The organism is Hydrogenophaga sp. 2FB (genome assembly GCF_005503365.1).
In the GTDB taxonomy this organism is placed as follows: Bacteria; Pseudomonadota; Gammaproteobacteria; order Burkholderiales; family Burkholderiaceae_C; genus Hydrogenophaga.
Window position 1 is genome coordinate 39,021 of sequence record NZ_SCML01000034.1, and the last position, 19,250, is coordinate 58,270.

Genomic DNA, 19,250 nt, shown 5'->3' on the forward strand with positions numbered 1-19,250 from the left:
CGCGGCAGGCATGCCCTAACGCGAGCCCTGCCTTCTCGGTTGCAGCACGACCACCATCAACAGCAGCAGGGCCACCATCAGCAACAGCGCCGACACCGGCCGCTCGATGAACACGAACCAGTCGCCGCGCGAGAGTTGCAAGGCGCGGCGCAGCTGTTCCTCCAGCCCGGGCGCGAGCACGAAGCCCAGCAACAGCGCCACGCCCTCGCCGCCCAGCCGCTGCAACACGAAGCCCAGCAGGCCCAGGCCCATCACCAGCCACACGCCCCAGCCATGCGGGCCCAGCGCGAGCGCGCCCAGGGCCGCGGCCACGAGCAAGGCGACCAGCAGCGCGCGGCGTGGCACCTGCAGCACGCGCAGCAGCAGCGGCATCCACCAGCGCGCCAGCGGCAGGTTCAACAACAGCAGCAACAGGTTGCCCACCCACATGGACACCAACAGGCCCCAGAACACGGTCGGCTCGTTGGCCATCACCGCCGGCCCGGGCTCGATCGCGTGCAGCCCGAGCGCACCGAGCAGCAAGGCCATCACGGTGTTGGGCGGCAGGCCCAGGGCGAGCATGGGCAGGTAGGCGGTCTGGGCGCCGGCGTTGTTGGCGGCCTCGGGCGCGGCCACGCCGCGCAGGTTGCCTTGCCCCATCGCCGGCACGCGGTGGCGCGAGACCACCGCCTCCAGGCGGTACGCCGCCAGCGACGCCAGCAACGCGCCACCCCCCGGCACCACGCCGAGCAGCGCGCCCAGGCCGGTGCCGCGCAACAGGGCGGGCACCGCGTCCTTGATGTCATCGCGCGTCGGCCGAGCGCCCATGCCGGTGCGGTCCACGCGCGGCGGTGGTGGTGGCGGCGCGCCGGGCGCCAGGACGGACAGGCCCGCCAGCTCGGCGGCCACGGGCGCCACCACGAAGAAGCCCAAGGCGAGCGCAATGAAACCGACCCCGTCGGTCAGGCCATGCTGCCGCCCCATCCACGGCTCCAGCGCGTCGGGCACGAAGCGCACGGTGCCGGTGTGCACGTCCCAGCCCACGAGCCCGAGCAGCAGGCCGAGCACCGTCATGGCCAGGGCCTTGATGAACGAGCCCGACGCCAGCACCGTGGCGCCCACCAGGCCCACCGCGAGCAGCATGAAGCGCTCGGCCGCGCCAAAGCGCAGGCCCAAGGACACCACCCAGGGCGCGATCACGATCACGGCGGCAATGGCGATGCAGCCGGCCACGAAGGAGCTCGCGGTGGCCACCGACAAGGCCACGCCCGCGCGGCCCTGCACCGCGAAGGGATGGCCGTCCCGGCTGGTCATCACCGATGAGGCCTCGCCCGGCCGATCCAGCACGATGGCAGGCACCGAGCCGCCGTACTGCGCGCCGTAGTACACCCCCGCGAGCACCAGCAGCGCCGGCAACGGCGGCAGGCCCAGCGTGGCGGGCAGCAGCAGCGCGATGGCGGCCACCGGCCCCAGGCCCGGCAACACACCGAAGACGCTGCCCACCAGCACGCCCAGCACGATCAGGCCCAGCGCCTGCCAGCCCCACACCGCGGAGAGGCCCTGCGCCAGCGAACTCCACAAGGAAAAATCGGTGCCCATGTGCTTCCTAGAGCCCGGCGCGCTTGGGCCACAGGGGGACGTCCAGCCCCAACGGCCCGGCCCACACGGCGCACACCAGCGCCGCCAGGCCAAACGACCACAACCACACGCGCCCACCCGTGCCGCCGGGCTCACCGGGCGCGACCGCGAACACCAGGCCCACCACGCCCGCCACCAGGCCCAATGTGGGCCAACCCGCGAACCACGCACCCACCCAGGGCCACTGCGCCGGCCCGCTGCACAAGGCCAGCCAGAGCAGGCCACCGAGCAGGCGCAGCAAGGCACCCAGGCCCCAGTGGCGCACGCGCCCGCTGCCCAGGGCCTCGAAGGTCAGGGCCTTGAACACGATGAGCAAACCCAACACACCCAGCAGCAGGCCCAGCAGCAGCGGCACATAGCCCGGCCCCATGTTGTCCGCCGATCCGAGCACGTGGCGCGAGGCGGCCCAGCCGAAGCCGATGCCCAAGGCCACGAACAGCAGACCGGCCAGAAAGTCCTGCAGGTTCTTGATCATGTGCGCGCGTTCACTGCACCGGCGGCGTGCAAGCCAGCACCTCGTCCATGGTGGTCAAGCCCTCGGCCACGCGCGCGGCGCCACCCAGGCGCAGCGGGCGCATGCCGTCCTGAACCGCCTGCAGGCGCAGGGCATCCAGCCGCGGCTCGCGGCTGACCTTGTCCTTGAACGCTTCGGTGACCACCAGCAGTTCGTACAGGCCCATGCGGCCGCGGAACCCGGTCATGCGGCAGTCGACGCAGCCCACCGGCTGGTACGGCCGGTAGCTGCCGCTGACCTGCCAGGGCTTGACCAGATCGGTCAGCGCCGCGCGCGATGCGGCGACCTCGTCGGTGTCCTGCGGCTTGCGGCAGGCCGGGCACATCGTGCGCACCAGGCGCTGCGCGAGCACGCCCAGCACGGTGGCGTTGATGAGGTACGGCGGTATGCCCAACTCCATCAGCCGCATGATGGCCGAGGGTGCGTCGTTGGTGTGCAGCGTGGTGAACACCAGGTGCCCCGTGAGCGCGGCCTGCACCGCCATTTCGGCGGTGGCCAGATCGCGCACCTCGCCGACCATGATGATGTCCGGGTCCTGCCGCATCAGCGAGCGCAGGCCCTGCGCGAAATCCAGATCGAGGTGCGGCTGCACCTGGGTCTGGTTGAAGGCGGGCTCGATCATTTCGATCGGGTCTTCCACCGTGCTCACGTTGACCTCTTCGGTGGCCAGGCGCTTGAGCGTGGCGTAGAGCGTGGTGGTTTTCCCAGAGCCGGTGGGGCCGGTCACGAGAATGATGCCGTGCGGGTGTTTGGTGAGCCCTTCCCAGCGCTGCGCGTCGTGCGTGTTGAAGCCCAGGGCGCTCAGGTCTTTCACGGTCGACTCGGGGTCGAAGATGCGCATGACGAGTTTTTCGCCGAACGCGGTGGGCAGCGTGGACAGGCGCATTTCCACCTCGTCGCCCTTGGCTCCACCCACGCCGGGGCGCAGCGTCTTGATGCGACCATCCTGCGGCCGACGGCGCTCGACCACGTCCATGCGGCCAAGCAGCTTGATGCGCGCGGTCATCGCGTTCATCACGCCGATGGGCATCTGGTAGACCGGGTGCAGCACACCATCGATGCGAAAGCGGATCACGCCCTGCTCGCGCCGCGGCTCCAGGTGGATGTCGCTCGCGCGCTGGTCGAAGGCGTATTGCCACAACCAGTCCACCACCTGCACCACGCCCTGGTCGTTGGCATCGAGCTGCTTGTTGGCCTTGCCCAGTTCCACCAGTTGCTCGAAGCTGCCGAAGCCCCCCTGCCCGCCGCTCTTGCTGGCCGCACGCACCGACTTGGCGAGTGCGAAGAATTCGCCGGTGTAGCTCTTGATCGACTGCGGGCTGGAGAGCACCAGGCGCACGGTGCGCTTGGTCTGGCGCTCCACCTCGGGCACCCAGTCGCGGATGAAGGGTTCGGCCGTGGCCACCACCACCTCGGTCGGGCTCACCAGCACCGGCAGCACCTTGTGACGGTCGGCGTAGGCCGCGCTCATCACGTCGGCCACCTTGCCCACGTCCACCTTGAGCGGGTCGATGCGCATGTAGTCCACGCCGCTGCGCTTGGCCAGCCATTGCGCGAGCGATTCCACGTCGAGCACGTGCCGGTCGGCCGCGCGCGCCATGCCCACCACCGCCAGGCGTTGCAACGGGTGCTGCGAGCTGTGGGCCGACGAGCAGCGTGCAATGGTGCGCTCGGCCTCTTCGGCGGAGATCACGCCGTCCTCGCGCAACCAGCCCACCAGCGTGCGCCAGTCGAGCGGGCCGTCGAATGTCTTGTGCGGTGAGGAGGTCTGCGAGGTCTTCATGCGGCGATCAGGATACGGGTTTGAACAGGCGCAACCACTTCTCAGCGGGTAAACCCCAGCGCGCGTTGACCGCTTCGGCCCGCGCCAGCAGGGCCATGCGGGTGGGCCGCTCTGCGGTGCGTTGGGCCAGCACCACGGTGTTGCCTTCGCGCGTCGGTTTGAAGGCCCACACCGCATCGTTGCCGAACGCGGCGCAGATGCTCTGCAGCGAGCGCTCGTAGCTCGCGTCGCGGCCGAAGAGGTTGACGGTGAGGCAGCCGTCGTCGGTGAGCGCGCTGCGGCAGTCGGCATAGAAGTCGGGGCTGTCGAGCACGGGCGCGGCGGCTTCGTGGTCGTACAGGTCGACCTGCAGCGCGTCGTAGGCGCCGATGTGGTCCACGCGGCGGATCTCCTCGCCCGCGTCGGCCAGCAGCACGCGCAGGCGTGGCCCGTCGGCCGGCAGCTTGAACCATTGGCGGCACACCGCGAGCACCTGCGGGTTGATCTCGATCGCGGTGGTGTCCATGCGCAACTTCTTGAAGCAGAACTTGGTGAGCGCCGCCGAGCCCAGGCCGAGCTGCAGCGCGCGGCGCTTGCCCACCGAATCGGGATCGACGAACAGCAGCCAGGCCATCATGCGGCGCACGTAGTCGAGCTCGATCTCGAAGGGTTGGTCCAGCAGCATGGAGCCCTGGATCCATTCGGTGCCCAGGTGCAGAAAACGCACTTCGCTGTCTTCGGAAATGGTCACCTCGGGCAGGGTCTGCACCGCGCGGCGTTGCCGGGCCGCGGCATTGGCGCCGACTTTCATGCCGTGCCGCCTTCAACGAAAAAGCCGAGCCTGGAGCACAATGCGTCGGCCATGGAGGGCCGGGCAGCGCGCGGTTGGGGGTACCCGATCGGGTGAGGTAAGTGAAGCATCGTCGTATGTGAACTTTGGAGGAATCATTATGAACACGGAAGTCATCTGGGATTTTCTCGTCACCCAAGGCGCCGACTTCGGCCTCAAGGTGCTGGGCGCCATTGCGGCGTGGGTCATTGGGCGCTGGCTGATCGGCATCGCGGTCGGGCTGATGGGCAAGGCCATGGAGCGGGGTCGCAAGCTGGACCAGACGCTGATCCAGTACCTCAAATCCATCATTTCGGTGCTGCTGACCCTGGTCCTGATCCTCGCGATCCTGGACATCTTCGGCGTGCGCACCACCTCGTTCGCGGCCTTGCTGGCCGGCGCGGGCCTGGCGATCGGCGTGGCCTGGAGCGGCATGCTCGCCAACTTCGCGGCGGGCATCTTCCTGCAGGTGTTGCGGCCCTACAAGGTGGGCGACTTCATCAGCGCCGGCGGGACCACCGGCACGGTGAAGGAACTCGGCCTGTTCGCCACGACCATCCTCACGCCCGATAACGTGACCACGATCGTGGGCAACAATAAGGTGTTCTCCGACAACATCCAGAACTTCAGCCAGGAGCCGTTCCGCCGCGTGGACTGCGTGGCGAAGGTGGCCAACGGTGTGGATGTGAACGACGCGATGGCGCGCTTGCGCACCGCGGTGGCGGCGATTCCCAACGTGGTCACGTCGCCCGCGCCCGATGTGGAAATTCTGCAGTTCACACCGGAAGGGCCCTTGCTCTGCGTGCGGCCTTACACCCACACCGACCACTACTGGCAGGTCTACTTCGACACGCACAAGGCGGTGGTGAGCACGTTTGGCGCGGCCGGGTATCCGGTGCCGGAGACGCCGGTGTTGCACCGCACTGTGGCGGCCTGAGGTCTGTCTCTGGCCGCTCGGTCGGCGGCCTTAGGTCTTTCTCCGACTGCAGCGGTCAGCGGCGACCGGGGTGCCCGGCTCCGCGGGTGTCACCCGAGTCGGCTTCGCCGCCTCTCCTTCTTTACCCCGCTGCGCCGGACACCCCGATCACCGCTGACCTACGAGGGAAAAAGAACGTTGTGGCGCGACCCGGTGGCTCTATGCCGCAGGGCGTTCTGCGCAGCGGGGTAAAGGAGGAGCCGGCTCCAGCCGGCGGGGGACACCCGCGGAGCAGAGCGCCCTGCGGCATCGAGCCCGCGAGGTCTCCAACAGGAAACGGCAGCTAAGCAACCACCCCATGCTGCCGCAAGACCTCGGCCCACGCCGCCAGTTTGCGATCAAAACTCCAGCTCGCGTTCGCCGGGCTGGTGGACGGCAGCTTGTAGACCGGCACGCCAAGCTTCTCCGTGTGGTGCGCGTGGCGAAAACTTTCCCCGCCGTTGTGGACGATGGCCCCGAGCTTGGGGCAATGCCAGCGCACCACCGAAAAGTCGTTGAGTTCGGCGTTCTGGATGTTCGTGTCCAGACTGCCTTCGCGCTCACATGCGCCGTACACGTCCCACACGCCCAGGCCATGCGCCTGCAACGCATCGATGCGTTCGGCGTAGCCCATCGTCGACAAGGGCAAGGCCCACAAGGCGCCGAGGATTTTCCAGAAATGGTTTTGTGGATGCCCGTAGTACTGCTGCGAGCGCAGCGACGCCGCGCCCGGGAAACTGCCCAGCACCAACACCCGCGTGTCCGCGCTCAGCACCGGCGGCAGGCCTTGCAGGCGGCTCATGTCACCGACTCCAGCGCCGCCAGCCTGGGCAACGCGGACAAGGCATTCGCAGTGGTCGCGTCCATCAGGTCCTCCACCGGCAAGCCACGCAGGTCCGCCACCACCGCGCCGATGCGCGGCAGCTCCGCCGGGGTGTTGAGGCCTTGCGCGCGACCGGCCGCGCGCTCCTGCGCCGTCACGTAAAGCCACTGCGGGGGAATGTCGGGCGCATCGGTCTCCATCACCAACGCCGACAAGGGCACTTCGGCCGCGAGACGGCGCAGTTGGCGTGCGCTGTCGAATGTGCAGGCACCACCAAAGCCCAGCTTGAAACCCAGGTCCAGAAAGGCCTTCGCCTGTTGTTCGCTTCCATTGAAGGCGTGGGCGATGCCGGCGACCGGCAGCTCGCGCAGGTGTTTGAGCAACATGTCGGCGCTGCGGCGCACGTGCACGATCACGGGCAGGCCGTGTTTGCGCGCCAGCCGCAGTTGCGCGCGGTAAAAGTGGGCCTGCCGTTCGCGCATGGCGGGTGTGCAGAGTTCGGGCACGAAGAAATCCAGCCCGATCTCACCCACCGCCACCAGGCGCGGGTCATCGCGGTGCGCGGTCAGCGCGGCATCGAGCGCGGCGAGGTCGTCGTCGGCCGCCTGCGGCACGCACATCGGGTGGATGCCCAGCGCGTAGGCATCGCCCAGACGGTGGGCGAGCGTGCGCACGGTATCGAAGTTGAAGCGGGCCACGGCCGGGATGACGCACAGGCCCACGCCGCGCTCGGCCGCGCGTTCGCGGGCGCTGAACATGAGAGCGTGGTCCGCGCCGAACTCGGGCGCGTCCAGATGGCAGTGTGTGTCGATCCACATGGCGGTATAACGGCCATTGTGCCGCGCACGCTGGCATGTTCCAAAACCAAGAAGCGAAGAAAGGATCCCTCCAATGTCACACACACCCTCCCGTCTCGCCTGGCTCGCCGTGCCCGCCCTGTTGGCCCTCACCGCCTGCGCCATGCCCGGCGCGCCCGCGCCTGCGCCGCTCGTGGGCAGCGAATGGCTGCTGGAAGACCTGGGTGGACGCGGCGTGCTCGACCGCGTGCAGGCCACCCTCGCCTTCCCCGAGGCCGGTCGCGTGGCGGGCAACAGCTCGTGCAACCGCTTTTTCGGCTCCTACACGCTGATGCAGGACAAAGTGGCCTTCGGCCAGCTGGGCGGCACGCGCATGGCCTGCCCCGAGGCGGTCGGCGATCAGGAAGCGCGTTACCTGGATGCGCTGCAGAAGGCACAGCGCCTGGACGTGCAGGGCAAGACCATGCTGATGCACGTGCAGGGGCTGGAGAAGCCGCTGCGGTTCACGCGCACCAAGCCTTGAGTCGATACCTCAGGTCAGAACACCGGTCGTCAAACGCAATACGCGCGAGCAGCGCGCGGCCAGCGTTTCGTCGTGCGTGACGACGATGAACGCGATGCCCTGATCGCGCGCCAGTTCCAGCATAAGCTCGAACACGCCATCGGCGGTGCTGCGGTCGAGGTTGCCGGTCGGTTCGTCGGCCAGCACGCAGGCCGGGTGGGCCACCAGCGCGCGCGCGATCGCCACCCGTTGACGCTCGCCGCCCGAGAGTTCGGCGGGGCGGTGGTGCAAACGCTCGGACAAGCCCACGCGGGCCAATATCTTTTCGGCATGCGCGGCCGCCTCCGCGCGCGGCATGCGGCGGATCCACAGCGGCATGGCCACGTTGTCGCGCGCGCTGAACTCGGGCAGCAGGTGGTGGAACTGGTAGACGAAACCCAGGTGCTGGTTGCGCAATGCGCCTTGTTGCGCGGCGTTCAGGCCCGAGAGCCCTTGGCCCATCAGTTGCACACTGCCGCTCGTGGGTGCGTCCAGGCCACCCAGCAGGTGCAGCAAGGTGCTTTTGCCGGAGCCTGACGCGCCGACGATGGCCACAGTTTCGCCCGCGCGCACGGCGAGATCCACGCCCTTGAGCACGGTGACGTCGAGCCGGCCTTCGTGAAAGCGCTTGGTGAGGCCCTGGGCCTGAAGAACGGTCTCACTCATAGCGCAGTGCCTCGGCAGGGTTCACGCGGCTCGCGCGCCAGCTTGGATAGATCGTGGCCAGGAACGCCAGCACCAGCGAGATCACCGCCACCGGCACGATGTCGGTCTGCTGCGGGTCGCTGGGCATGCGGCTGATGAGGTAGATGTCCTGCGGCAGGAAGCTTGCGCCCAGCAGGCGTTCGAGCGCGGGCACCAGCGTGTCGATGTTGAACGCCACGCCCAGGCCGAGCAGCAGGCCCAGGCCGGTGCCGATCACGCCCACCATCGCGCCCTGCACCATGAACACGCCCATGATGCTGCGCGGGCTCGCGCCGAGCGTGCGCAGGATGGCGATGTCGGCGCGCTTGTCGGTCACCGTCATCACCAGCGTGGACACGAGGTTGAACGCCGCCACCGCCACGATCAGCGTGAGGATGATGAACATCATGCGTTTTTCCAGCTGCACGGCGGCGAACCAGGTGCGGTTCTGGCGGGTCCAGTCGCGCACCAGCAGGCCGGGATCGAGCGTTCCCGCGATGGAGATCGCCACTTCACGCGCCTGGTGCAGGTCCTTGATCTTCACGCGCACGCCGGTCGGACCTTCCACGCGGAAGATGCGCGCGGCGTCGTCCTGGTGCAGCAGTGCGAGCGCCGAGTCGTACTCGAAGTGGCCGGAATCGAAGGTGCCCACCACCGTCATCTGGCGGATGCGCGGCACCACGCCGGCCGGTGTGACCTGTCCGCTGGGCGCGATCAGCGTGACGCTGTCGCCCGCGATCACACCGAGGCTGCGCGCGAGTTCGCCACCGAGGATGACGCCGAATTCGCCCGGCACCAGGCGCGGCAGCAGGGTGTCGGACAGGTCGGCCACGAGGTCGGTCACCTTGGGTTCGAGCACCGGGTCGATGCCGCGCACCAGCGCGCCCTTCATGTCTTCACCGCGCGCGATCAACGCCTGGGCGCCCACGTACGGCGCGGCGCCCAGCACCTCGGGGTGGCGTTCGATGCGGGCCAGCGTGTCCGCCAGGTTGGGAATCGCCTGGCCATTGGGCTCGAACACCTCGATGTGCGAGAGCACGCCGAGCATGCGGTCGCGCACCTCTTTCTGAAACCCGTTCATCACGGAGAGCACGATGATGAGCGCGGCCACGCCCAGCGCAATGCCCAGCATGGACACGCCCGAGATGAAAGAAATGAAGCCGTTGCGCCGGGTGGCGCGGCCGGCGCGGGTGTAGCGCCAGCCGAGGATGAGTTCGTAGGGTGTTTGCATGCGTTGGAGTCCAGCGGGGGCATTGTGGCATCACCGACAATCGCGTCATGCCCGCTCCCTACCCGGCCTCTGAGCCTTCTTCGCACCTGCTGGTTCCTTTCGCCAGCGCCAGCGACCCTGCCGCGCGGGCGGCCCTGCCGACACTTCAACTACAGCGACTGAGCACGTTGCTGGCGGAGCTGACACCGGTCTACACCGACACGGGCGACGACCACACCTTGAGCCCGCCCCACGAACGCGCGCTCGCGCAGGCCATCGGCCTGGTGCGTGGCGATGGCTGCCCGTTCGCCGACGGCCTGATTCCCTGGGCCGCGGCCGACAGCACCACACCCACCGAGCCGCAGGCCTGGTTCACGCCCTGCCATTTCCAGGTCGGCATGGAACAGGTAACGCTGCTGCCCGGCGAGCAACTCGGTTTGACGGACGAGCATGCGCGCGCGCTGTTCGATGCGTTCGCCCCGTACTGTGCCGAAGACGGCATCACCCTCACCTACACCTCGCCCACCCGCTGGCACGCCCAGGGCGAACCCTTGCGCGGCATTGCCTGCGCCAGCCTGGACCGCGTGGCCGGGCGCTCGGTGGAAGCCTGGATGACCGAAAGCACGGCCAACCCCGCCGGCGGCCAGTTGCTCAAGCGCTTGCAGAGCGAAGCGCAAATGTTGTTCTACACCCACGCGGTGCACGACGCGCGCGAGGCCGCGCGGCTACACCCGGTGAACGGTTTCTGGGTCAGTGGCGCGGGCGCGCTCAAGGCGGCACCCACGCTGCAAGCCCCACCCACCATGCCCGACGGCCTGCGCCGCGCCGCGCTGCAGGCCGACTGGACGGCCTGGCAACACGCCTGGGCCGAACTCGACACGCACGGCATCGGCCAGTGGCTGGCACGCGCACGGCGCGGCGAACCGGTCACGCTAACACTGTGCGGCGAACGCGCCGCCCAACGCTGGACCAACACCACCCCACGCAGCGCGCTCGCGCGCGCCGGCCGCCGCATCAAGAACCTGCTGGGCACACCCCCGGCCTGGAAAACCCTGGAATCCCTATGAAGATCATCATCCGCGACGTGCCCCCCCGCGCCGCCTGGGCGCTGGAGCAAACCGGCATGCACCCGCTGCTGGCGCGCCTGTTCGCCGCACGCGGCATCACCAACCCCGACGAACTGGACGACGCGCTGGCGCGTCTGCTGCCCCCCGCCACGATGCTCGGCACGCAAGATGCCGCGCGCGCGCTGGCCGACGCGATGAACGCCGGCAAGTCCATCTGCATCGTGGCCGACTACGACTGCGACGGCGCCACCGCCTGCGCGGTCGGCCTGCGCGGCCTGCGCCTGCTCGGCTTCGAGCGCGTGAACTACCTCGTGCCCGACCGCGTGACCGACGGCTACGGCCTCACACCGTCGATCGCCAAGCGCGTGAAGGCGCAAGGCGCGGACGTGCTGGTGACGGTGGACAACGGCATCGCCAGCGTGGACGGTGTGCGCGCCGCGCGCGAGCTGGGCCTGGACGTGATCGTGACCGACCACCATTTGCCCGCGCTGAAAAACGGCGAGGTCGCGTTGCCGCAGGACTGCATCATCGTCAACCCCAACCAGCCGGGCTGCGCGTTCGAGAGCAAGTCGATCGCGGGTGTGGGCGTGATGTTCTATGTGCTGCTCGCGCTGCGCGCCGAGTTGCGCGAACGCGGCGTGTTCACGGCACAGAACCAACCCAAGATCGACACCTTGCTGCCGCTCGTGGCCATGGGCACCGTGGCCGACGTGGTGAAACTGGATGCCAACAACCGCCGCCTGGTCTCACAGGGTTTGAAGCGCGTGCGCGCCGGCGCGATGCCAGCGGGCATGACAGCGCTCTTCAACGTGGCCGCGCGCAAACCCGCTGCGGCCACGGGCTTCGACTTCGGCTTTGCACTCGGCCCGCGCCTGAACGCCGCAGGCCGCCTGGCGGACATGACGCTGGGCATCGAATGCCTCACCACCGACGACGGGCTGCGCGCCGATGAACTCGCGCGCACGCTGGACGGCATCAACCGAGAGCGCAAGGCCATCGAGGGCGACATGCGCGAGCAAGCGCTGATGATGGCCGAGGAGATGTTTGACGAATCGGAAGAACCACCGCCCGCGCTGGTGGTGTTCGACCCGGATTTCCACGAAGGCGTGGTCGGCATCGTGGCCTCGCGGCTGAAGGACAAGATGCACCGCCCGACCTTCGTGTTCGCCGCCAGCGGCGCCGAGGGCAAGGAACACGAGCTCAAAGGCTCGGGGCGCTCGATCGCGGGCTTCCATTTGCGCGACGCGCTGGATCTCGTGGCCAAACGCCACCCGGGTGTGCTGCTGCGCTTTGGTGGCCACGCCATGGCCGCGGGCTGCACCATCGACGAAGAACATCTGGAAACGTTCGAAGCGGCCTTGCAGCAAGTGGCCCACGAATGGCTGGACGCCGCCACGCTGCAACGCCGCATGGAGGCCGATGGCCCGCTGGACCCGAAGTACCGCCGCGCCGACATGGTGGACACGCTGCACAAGGAGGTGTGGGGCCAGGGCTTCGCGCCACCAGTGTTCAGCGAAGAAGTGCAGGTGGTGTCGCAGCGGCTGGTGGGGGAAAAACACCTGGCGCTCAAGCTCAAGCACCAGGGGGAACCGGTGGATGGCATCTGGTTCGGCCACACCGATCTGTTGCCTGCACGGGTGAAGATCGCGTTTCGTCTGGATGCGGATGAGTGGCAGGGGCAGCGGCGGGTGCGGTTTCTGGTGGAGGCTGCTGAGGTCTGAGCACTTCTTTCGTTGACCTCGCGGGATCGAGGGTACGGGTGCTCTGCTCCGCGGGTGTCCCCCGGCGGCTGGTGCCGCACTCAGCTCATCAAAGCTTCACGAACCGCCGCCAACTGACGGCGAGACACGGCAAGGCGCTCATCCACCCCATCCAGCCGCACCGTCCAGCCCTCACCCTCCACCGGGTCGTTGTGCTTCTCCACCGCCCGCACGGCGCGGCGTGAGACCAGGGCGTTGCGGTGCACGCGAACAAACAGATGGGAGTAGCGCTGCTCGAGATCGCTGAGCGCGCCGTCGAAGATATGTTCTTTGTCGGCCGTGCGCACCGTGATGTATTTCAACTCGGCCTTGAGGTAGATCACATCCGCCAAGGCCACGCGCTCGCTGCGGCCGCGTTCCTGAATGATCAGACTCTCTGGCAAGCCGTTGTCCTGCGAAGTCTCGGAGGCGCTGCGCAATCGCACCACCTTTTGCAAGGCCTGCTGCAGCCGCTCGCGCCGCACCGGCTTGGTGAGGTAATCCACCGCCTCCAGTTCGAAGGCATGCACCGCGTGCTCGGCATAGGCCGTGACAAAGACGACGGCGGGTGGTGCGGGCATGCCGCGCAGCGTGGCGGCCAGCGCCATGCCGTCCACACCGGGCATGTGGATGTCGAGCATCACGAGATCACAACCCGTGCGCTGTATCTGCTCCATCGCCTGCACCGCGTTCGACCCCTCTCCCACCACGTCGGCCCGTGGGTCCGTGCATTCACTCAGCAGGGTGCGCATGCGGGAACGCGCCAGCGCTTCATCGTCAACGATCAATACCTTCAGTGTCATGTCACGCTCCGTTGCCTGACCCGGTGGTTCGGTTCATACCCCGCTTATACCGGTATTTCAAGCCTCACCTGAAACACCCCGTTCACCAATGCGGCCTGAAAGCGGCCCTGCACGTCGTGCAACAGCGTCAAGCGCTGCCGCACATTGTCCAGTGCCAGTCCGTTGCCACGCCGCCCGCTGCCCGCCGGCACCGTGTTGGTGACCTTGATCACCACCATACCGCCCCGGCGCTGGGTGCTGATGCGCACCACCGCACCCGTGGCGCTGGGCTCCACACCGTGCTTGACGGCATTTTCCACCAGCGGCTGCAGGATCAGGGGCGGCAATTTGGCCTTGGACGCCGTGTCGTCCACGCTCCATTCCACCCGCAAACGCTCGCCAAAACGCACCTGCTCGATCGCCAGGTAGTGTTCGGCCAACGCCAGCTCCTGGCGCAGAGGGACGGCCTCCTTGGCATCGGCCAGGGCGTGGCGAAACAGTTCGCTCAGGTCTTCCAGCAGACTTTCGGCCTTGGCCGGCTCCTCGCGCACCAGGGCAATCGCGCTGTTGAGCGTATTGAACAGGAAGTGGGGGCGGATACGCGCCTGCAACTCGGCCAGACGCGCCGTGGCGCCGGCCGGACCGCGCGCGCGGGCGCGCCACATGAGCGCGGCCACCATCACCGCGGACACCAGCGCCCCCGCGGCCGCGCTGGCCAGCCATGGCGACTGCTCGGCCAGGCCCATCCAGACCAGCAGGCCGCAGCCGTACAAACCGGACACGGCACCCAGCCCGATCGATGCCGTCCACTGCCCTCCCATGGGCAGCAGCCCCAGTTGCCGCTTGAGCCCGCAAACCGTGAGCAGCCAGGCCAGCACGGCAGGCAGGGCCGCGCCGGTGAAGATCGCCATTTGCGTGATCCAGGCAACGAAGCCTTGCGCGCCAAACAGCGCCGCCACCGCCACGATGGCCTGCACGAACAGCACCGCGCGCAGCACCGTGCCGACCTGGCAGGTGTCGAACACCTGGATGCGCGCGCGCACGTGCTCGGGCATTTCCGTGATCGGGCGCGCACCGGCCGCGTGCGCCAGGTCCTGGAAGGTCGATAAAATTCTGGAATCTTTCATGGGATGCTCATCCGTCTTCGGGTCAGTCCCTTGAGGGTCTCAACAGGGTCTATCGCGCCGTCAACCGGCCCAGGCCCATCGGCCCAAGCCCCATCCCTGGCGGTCATCCGCTCCATTCTTTTCCATCAGCCGCTGGCAACACCATGTCCACCAACCAACTCGACAAGAAATCCGAAGCCTGGTCTGCCCTATTCTCAGAGCCGATGAGCGAGTTGGTCAAGCGCTACACCGCGAGCGTCTTTTTCGACAAACGCCTGTGGCAAGCCGACATCACCGGCAGTCTCGCACATGCCGAGATGCTGGCCCACCAGTCCATCATCGGCGCAGCCGATCTGGAAGCGATCCAGCGCGGCATGGCGCAGATCACGGCCGAGATCGAGCGCGGCGAATTCGAGTGGAAGCTCGACCTGGAAGACGTGCACCTCAACATCGAGGCGCGCCTGACCCAACTGGTGGGTGATGCCGGCAAACGCCTGCACACCGGGCGCAGCCGCAACGACCAGGTCGCCACCGACGTGCGCCTGTGGCTGCGCAGCGAAATCGACCTCATCGTGCCGTTGCTGGGCGAACTGCAGACCGCGCTGGTGGAAGTGGCCGAGAAGAATGTGGACGTGATCCTGCCGGGCTTCACCCACCTGCAGGTCGCTCAACCGGTGAGCTTCGCGCACCACCTGCTGGCCTATGTGGAAATGTTCTCGCGCGACGCCGAGCGTTTTGCCGACGTGCGCCGCCGCACCAACCGCCTGCCCCTGGGCAGCGCCGCACTGGCCGGCACCACCTACCCGCTGGACCGCGAACGCGTGGCCCGCACGTTGGGCATGGTGAACGAGCGTGGCGAGCCGCAGGTGTGCCAGAACAGCCTGGACGGCGTGAGCGACCGCGACTTCGCCATCGAATTCACCGCCGCGGCCTCGCTGTGCATGGTGCACGTCAGCCGGTTCAGCGAAGAACTCATTCTGTGGATGAGCCAGAACTTCGGTTTCGTGAAGATCGCCGACCGCTTCACCACCGGCTCGTCGATCATGCCGCAGAAGAAAAACCCCGACGTGCCCGAACTCGCGCGCGGCAAGACCGGCCGCGTGGTGGGCCATCTCATGGGCCTGATCACGCTCATGAAGGGCCAGCCTCTGGCCTACAACAAGGACAACCAGGAGGACAAGGAGCCGCTGTTCGACACCGTCGACACGCTCAAGGACACGCTGCGCATCTTCAGCGAGATGGTGGGCGGCCAGCCGAACCCCACCACCGGCCAGAAGGAAGGCGGCATCACCGTCAACGCCGTGGCGATGGAAGACGCGGCCAAGAAGGGCTACGCCACCGCCACCGACCTGGCCGACTACCTGGTGAAGAAGGGCCTGCCCTTCCGCGACGCGCACGAAACCGTGGCGCACGCGGTCAAGGCCGCCGTGTCGCACAACTGCGACCTGTCCGAACTGCCGCTGAGCGTGCTGCAGAGCTTCAACGCGTCGATCGAAAAAGACGTGTACGAGTGCCTGAGCCTGCGCGGCAGCCTGGAGGCGCGCAACACACTGGGCGGCACCGCGCCCGCGCAAGTGCGCGCGCAGATCGCCCGCCACCGCCAGCGCCTGGCCTGATGGTGTGAACGAACCGATCGACCTGGGCACGCTGCGCGTCGTGGTGGCCGCGGCCGACCTCGGCTCCATCAGCGCGGCCAGCGAGCGCCTGCAATTGGCCGTGGCGGCCGCCAGTTCGCGCATCAGCGCGCTGGAAGAATCGCTCGGCTTCCGTGTGTTCGAGCGTTCCTCGCGCGGCGTGCAGCTCACGCCGGCCGGCCAGATGCTGGTGCAACGCAGCCGCGCGCTGCTGACCGACGCCGACCGCCTGGCGCAGCACCTGCGCGGCTACAGCGAAGGCCTGCAAGGCCATGTGCGCGTGCTGGCCAACACCTCGGCGCTGCTCGAGGTGCTGCCGCAGCGGCTGGAGCAGTTCATGAAGGCACACCCGCTGATCCGCATCGACATGGAAGAGCGCGGCAGCCCGGAGATTCCGTTGGCCTTGCTCGAAGGCCGCGCCGACTTCGGCGTCGTGGACCTGCCAGTGCCCCCCGCCGGCCTGGCGTTCGAGCCGTTCTTCAGCGACACGCTGGTGCTGCTCACGCCACGCTCGCACCGGCTGGCCAGCCGGCGCAAGCTGCGCCTGGCCGAGGCGCTGGACGAGCCCTTCATCACGCTCAGCGACGGCACCGCGCTGTCCAACCGCCTGGTCGCCTCCGCCGCCGACGCGGGACAGCCGCTGAACGTGCGCATGCGCATGCGCGGCTTCGACGCGGTCTGCCGCATGGTGGCCGCCGGGCTGGGCGTGGGCGTGCTGCCGCTCGAAGCGATCGCGCCGCAGCTGGCGCACCTGCCGCTCACGGCGGTGCCGCTGTCCGACCCCTGGGCGCGGCGCACGCACCACATCGCCACCCGCACCGACGCGCCAGCGGCACCGGCGGCGCTCACACTGATCCGCGCCCTCACGGCCCGCTGAGCCGGGCTTTCGCGAAACGCGAAAGCAGCCTTTGCCGCACGCCATTGCGGCAACCCCGGGGCCGTTCCTACACTGCCCGCCAGACCCCACAACACAGGCGCCGCCGCCCCGGTGGCGCAGGAGACCTCATGAAAATCGCACGCGTCAGCGCCACGCCGCTGAACCTGCCCGTCACCGTGCCCATGCCCAGCGGCCAGACCAAGACCACCAGCCTCTCCGTCTGCCTCGTCACCATCGAGACCGACACCGGTCTCGTCGGCACCGGCATGACCGCAATCACCGAAGAAGAGGTGATCGGCAGCATCGTCAACGACATCGCCGCGCACCACCTGATCGGCCTGGACCCGATGCGCCACGAACAGATCTGGGACCGCCTGTACTGGCTGCTCACGCCGCGCGGGCAGTCGGGTTATGCGAGCCACGCCATCGCCGCGATCGACCTCGCGCTGTGGGACATCAAGGGCCAGGCGCTGGGCGAGCCCTGCTGGCGCCTGCTGGGCGGCGCGCGCGCCGAGGTGCCGGTGTACGCCACCTTCGGCTTCAACTTCTTCGACCGCGACGAACTCGCCGCCGCCGCGCGCGATTGGGTCGGCCGCGGCTTCACGCGTCTGAAGATGACGGTGGGCCACCACGCGCTGCAGCGGCGCGACGAGCCGCGCCCGATGGACGCGGTGATCGCCGAAGACGTGCAGCGCATCCGCGCGGTGCGCGAAGCCGTGGGGCCCGAGGTGCAGATCTACATCGACGCCAACTGCAGCCTGGACTACTTCCACGCGCTGTCGCTGGCGCAGAAGGTGGAGCGCTACGACATCAGCTTCTTCGAAGAGCCGGTGTCGCAGAACGACATTCCCAACCTCGTCAAGCTTCGCGCCAAGACCTCGATCCCGCTGGCCGCAGGCCAGAACGAAGGCCTGGCCTCGCGCTTTCGCGACCTGCTGGTGGCCCAGGCGGTGGACGTGGTGCAACCCAATGCCTGCATCAGCGGTGGCTTCACGCAGTGCGGCCGCATCGCGGGCATGGCAGCCGCGTTCAACACGCGTTTTGCCAACGGCGGCGCCTGGCCACACCACAACATGCACCTGCACGCCGGCCTGGCCAACGGCTCGCTGGTGGAATACCACTCGGTGGCCGTGCAGTGTTGCGAACTGGTGTTCGACGACCTGCCCAAGCCCGAGCGCGGTGTGCTGCGCCTGCCCGAGACACCGGGCCTGGGCTTCAAACCGAACCCCGAGAGGCTGGCCGAACTCGCGAAGCGCCCCGGCTCGCGCGGTGCGGGAAAAGCCTGAAGCACACACCACGATAACAAGGAGACAGACATGCAAACCCCACGCACCCCCTTCTCGATCGGTCGCCGCAGCGCCTTGGCCCTGGCGCTCGCCGCCACCCTCACCGGCACCAGCGCCTGGGCGCAACAGCCCTTTCCCAACAAGCCCGTGCGCCTGCTGGTCGGCTATTCGGCCGGCGGTGGCGTCGACGCCATGGCCCGCTTGATCGCGCCGCGCATGTCGGCCCTGCTGGGCCAGCAGGTGGTGGTGGACAACCGCACCGGCGCCGCCGGCCTGATCGCGGGTGACGCCGTGGCGCGCGCCGCGCCCGATGGCTACACGCTCATGCTGGGCGACAGCTCGCTGCTGATCGCGCAGCACCTGCAGCCGCGCATGAGCTTCGACCCCATCAAGGGTTTCACGCCCGTGGCCAGCGTGTTCACGCTGCCGCTGGTGATCGTGGCAAACAACGACGTGCCCGCCAAGACGCCGGCCGAGTTCGTGAAGCTGCTCAAGGACAACCCCGGCCACTACTCGTACGCCACCTCGGGCGTGGGCACGGTGCATCACCTGGGTTTCGAGATGCTCAAGGGCAAGGCGAAGACATTCGTCGTCCACATCCCGTACCGCGGTGCCTCGCAGATCGTGCCCGACGTGATGAGCGGCCAGGTGCCGATCGGTGTGGTGAGCGCGACCTCGGCCATTGCCCAGGCGCGCGCGGGCAAGCTGCGCGCGGTGGCGGTGATGAACCCGGTGAAGCTGGTCGGCGCCGAAGACATCGCGCCGCTCTCCGACGCCCTGCCCGGCTTCTCCGCCGTGCCGCGCCTGTTCGTGCTGGCGCCGGCGGGCACGCCCGCGGCCATCGTCGAACGCTTGAGCGACACCCTGAAGTCGGTGATGGAAGCACCCGACATCGCGCAGGTCGCCGCCCAGCAGGGCGCCGTGCCGGCCTACATGCCGGCCGGCCCGCTCGCCGCGGACATCGTGCGCGAGTCCGCCGAATGGGGCAAGGTGATCCGCGAGCAGAAGATCACCGCCGCGCAGTAGA

Annotated in this window: 18 protein-coding genes; 8 read left to right on the top strand and 10 right to left on the bottom strand. The window is 68.3% G+C overall.

Annotated features, from left to right (window positions below):
* Positions 1-15: 15 nt before the first annotated feature.
* Genes FFS09_RS19340 through FFS09_RS19355 form a run of 4 tightly spaced genes read right to left on the bottom strand, consistent with a single transcriptional unit; the run spans position 16 to position 4,704 of the window.
* Positions 16-1,578 (bottom strand): tripartite tricarboxylate transporter permease, encoded by a 1,563-nt coding sequence (locus tag FFS09_RS19340; RefSeq protein ID WP_137920536.1) that lies wholly within the window; start codon positions 1,576-1,578, stop codon positions 16-18.
* A gap of 7 nt (positions 1,579-1,585) precedes the next feature.
* Positions 1,586-2,092 carry a hypothetical protein gene (locus tag FFS09_RS19345; protein WP_137920537.1) on the bottom strand — a complete coding sequence of 169 codons (507 nt, stop codon included), beginning with the start codon at positions 2,090-2,092 and terminating at the stop codon, positions 1,586-1,588.
* A 10-nt stretch (positions 2,093-2,102) separates the two neighbouring features.
* On the bottom strand, positions 2,103-3,914 hold the full coding sequence (gene tfpB / locus FFS09_RS19350) for a type IV pilus assembly ATPase TfpB (RefSeq protein WP_137920538.1): 1,812 nt from the start codon (positions 3,912-3,914) through the stop codon (positions 2,103-2,105).
* Positions 3,915-3,921: 7 nt separating this feature from the next.
* Entirely contained in the window at positions 3,922-4,704 is a 783-nt protein-coding gene (locus FFS09_RS19355; protein ID WP_137920539.1) for a spermine/spermidine synthase domain-containing protein, read from the bottom strand.
* 139 nt (positions 4,705-4,843) lie between these two features.
* Between FFS09_RS19355 and FFS09_RS19360 the strand changes: the two genes are divergently transcribed.
* Positions 4,844-5,659, top strand: a complete 816-nt coding sequence (locus FFS09_RS19360) for a mechanosensitive ion channel family protein (protein ID WP_137920540.1) — start codon at positions 4,844-4,846, stop codon at positions 5,657-5,659.
* Positions 5,660-5,981: 322 nt separating this feature from the next.
* Here FFS09_RS19360 and FFS09_RS19365 read toward each other — a convergent pair whose 3' ends face one another.
* Together FFS09_RS19365 and FFS09_RS19370 are read right to left on the bottom strand one after the other, a co-directional pair.
* Positions 5,982-6,479, bottom strand: coding sequence for a DNA-deoxyinosine glycosylase (locus FFS09_RS19365; protein WP_137920541.1), 498 nt, complete (start codon positions 6,477-6,479; stop codon positions 5,982-5,984).
* Positions 6,476-7,318, bottom strand: a complete 843-nt coding sequence (locus FFS09_RS19370; protein ID WP_137920542.1) for a TatD family hydrolase — start codon at positions 7,316-7,318, stop codon at positions 6,476-6,478. The genes FFS09_RS19365 and FFS09_RS19370 overlap by 4 nt, the downstream gene beginning before the upstream one ends.
* Positions 7,319-7,391: 73 nt before the next feature.
* Here FFS09_RS19370 and FFS09_RS19375 point away from each other — a divergent pair, with 73 nt between their 5' ends.
* Positions 7,392-7,820: an META domain-containing protein gene (locus tag FFS09_RS19375; protein ID WP_137920543.1), complete on the top strand. Its 429-nt coding sequence runs from the start codon at positions 7,392-7,394 to the stop codon at positions 7,818-7,820.
* A 9-nt stretch (positions 7,821-7,829) separates the two neighbouring features.
* Here FFS09_RS19375 and lolD read toward each other — a convergent pair whose 3' ends face one another.
* Positions 7,830-8,504, bottom strand: a complete 675-nt coding sequence (lolD, locus tag FFS09_RS19380) for a lipoprotein-releasing ABC transporter ATP-binding protein LolD (protein WP_137920544.1) — start codon at positions 8,502-8,504, stop codon at positions 7,830-7,832.
* Positions 8,497-9,753 (bottom strand): lipoprotein-releasing ABC transporter permease subunit, encoded by a 1,257-nt coding sequence (locus tag FFS09_RS19385; RefSeq protein ID WP_137920545.1) that lies wholly within the window; start codon positions 9,751-9,753, stop codon positions 8,497-8,499. The genes lolD and FFS09_RS19385 overlap by 8 nt, the downstream gene beginning before the upstream one ends.
* Before the next feature lie 47 nt (positions 9,754-9,800).
* Between FFS09_RS19385 and FFS09_RS19390 the strand changes: the two genes are divergently transcribed.
* Both FFS09_RS19390 and recJ read left to right on the top strand, forming a co-directional pair.
* Entirely contained in the window at positions 9,801-10,799 is a 999-nt protein-coding gene (locus tag FFS09_RS19390; protein ID WP_137920546.1) for a phosphoglycerate mutase, read from the top strand.
* Complete coding sequence (recJ, locus tag FFS09_RS19395) at positions 10,796-12,520, top strand: single-stranded-DNA-specific exonuclease RecJ (protein WP_137920547.1); 1,725 nt, start codon at positions 10,796-10,798, stop codon at positions 12,518-12,520. Before FFS09_RS19390 ends, recJ begins: the two co-directional genes overlap by 4 nt.
* 80 nt (positions 12,521-12,600) lie before the next feature.
* On the opposite strand, the gene FFS09_RS19400 is transcribed toward recJ, so the two are convergent.
* Both FFS09_RS19400 and FFS09_RS19405 read right to left on the bottom strand, forming a co-directional pair.
* Positions 12,601-13,341 (bottom strand): LytR/AlgR family response regulator transcription factor, encoded by a 741-nt coding sequence (locus FFS09_RS19400; protein ID WP_137920548.1) that lies wholly within the window; start codon positions 13,339-13,341, stop codon positions 12,601-12,603.
* A gap of 44 nt (positions 13,342-13,385) precedes the next feature.
* On the bottom strand, positions 13,386-14,447 hold the full coding sequence (locus FFS09_RS19405; RefSeq protein ID WP_137920549.1) for a sensor histidine kinase: 1,062 nt from the start codon (positions 14,445-14,447) through the stop codon (positions 13,386-13,388).
* A 143-nt stretch (positions 14,448-14,590) separates the two neighbouring features.
* Between FFS09_RS19405 and argH the strand changes: the two genes are divergently transcribed.
* The 4 genes from argH to FFS09_RS19425 all read left to right on the top strand — a co-directional run bounded on the left by argH (position 14,591) and on the right by FFS09_RS19425 (position 19,249).
* Entirely contained in the window at positions 14,591-16,042 is a 1,452-nt protein-coding gene (gene argH, locus FFS09_RS19410) for an argininosuccinate lyase (RefSeq protein ID WP_137920550.1), read from the top strand.
* Positions 16,043-16,046: 4 nt separating this feature from the next.
* Positions 16,047-16,937: a LysR family transcriptional regulator gene (locus FFS09_RS19415; protein ID WP_137920551.1), complete on the top strand. Its 891-nt coding sequence runs from the start codon at positions 16,047-16,049 to the stop codon at positions 16,935-16,937.
* 128 nt (positions 16,938-17,065) lie between these two features.
* A complete protein-coding gene (locus tag FFS09_RS19420) occupies positions 17,066-18,223 on the top strand; it encodes a mandelate racemase/muconate lactonizing enzyme family protein (RefSeq protein WP_137920552.1) in 1,158 nt (385 codons plus the stop codon).
* A gap of 30 nt (positions 18,224-18,253) precedes the next feature.
* Positions 18,254-19,249 (top strand): Bug family tripartite tricarboxylate transporter substrate binding protein, encoded by a 996-nt coding sequence (locus FFS09_RS19425; protein WP_137920553.1) that lies wholly within the window; start codon positions 18,254-18,256, stop codon positions 19,247-19,249.
* Position 19,250: the final 1 nt, after the last annotated feature.

Coding starts and splice junctions, on each gene's coding strand:
- FFS09_RS19340 (WP_137920536.1), bottom strand. CDS start 1,578: ATGGGCACCGATTTTTCCTTGTGGAGTTCGCTGGCGCAGGGCCTCTCC.
- FFS09_RS19345 (WP_137920537.1), bottom strand. CDS start 2,092: ATGATCAAGAACCTGCAGGACTTTCTGGCCGGTCTGCTGTTCGTGGCC.
- tfpB (WP_137920538.1), bottom strand. CDS start 3,914: ATGAAGACCTCGCAGACCTCCTCACCGCACAAGACATTCGACGGCCCG.
- FFS09_RS19355 (WP_137920539.1), bottom strand. CDS start 4,704: ATGAAAGTCGGCGCCAATGCCGCGGCCCGGCAACGCCGCGCGGTGCAG.
- FFS09_RS19360 (WP_137920540.1), top strand. CDS start 4,844: ATGAACACGGAAGTCATCTGGGATTTTCTCGTCACCCAAGGCGCCGAC.
- FFS09_RS19365 (WP_137920541.1), bottom strand. CDS start 6,479: ATGAGCCGCCTGCAAGGCCTGCCGCCGGTGCTGAGCGCGGACACGCGG.
- FFS09_RS19370 (WP_137920542.1), bottom strand. CDS start 7,318: ATGTGGATCGACACACACTGCCATCTGGACGCGCCCGAGTTCGGCGCG.
- FFS09_RS19375 (WP_137920543.1), top strand. CDS start 7,392: ATGTCACACACACCCTCCCGTCTCGCCTGGCTCGCCGTGCCCGCCCTG.
- lolD (WP_137920544.1), bottom strand. CDS start 8,504: ATGAGTGAGACCGTTCTTCAGGCCCAGGGCCTCACCAAGCGCTTTCAC.
- FFS09_RS19385 (WP_137920545.1), bottom strand. CDS start 9,753: ATGCAAACACCCTACGAACTCATCCTCGGCTGGCGCTACACCCGCGCC.
- FFS09_RS19390 (WP_137920546.1), top strand. CDS start 9,801: ATGCCCGCTCCCTACCCGGCCTCTGAGCCTTCTTCGCACCTGCTGGTT.
- recJ (WP_137920547.1), top strand. CDS start 10,796: ATGAAGATCATCATCCGCGACGTGCCCCCCCGCGCCGCCTGGGCGCTG.
- FFS09_RS19400 (WP_137920548.1), bottom strand. CDS start 13,341: ATGACACTGAAGGTATTGATCGTTGACGATGAAGCGCTGGCGCGTTCC.
- FFS09_RS19405 (WP_137920549.1), bottom strand. CDS start 14,447: ATGAAAGATTCCAGAATTTTATCGACCTTCCAGGACCTGGCGCACGCG.
- argH (WP_137920550.1), top strand. CDS start 14,591: ATGTCCACCAACCAACTCGACAAGAAATCCGAAGCCTGGTCTGCCCTA.
- FFS09_RS19420 (WP_137920552.1), top strand. CDS start 17,066: ATGAAAATCGCACGCGTCAGCGCCACGCCGCTGAACCTGCCCGTCACC.
- FFS09_RS19425 (WP_137920553.1), top strand. CDS start 18,254: ATGCAAACCCCACGCACCCCCTTCTCGATCGGTCGCCGCAGCGCCTTG.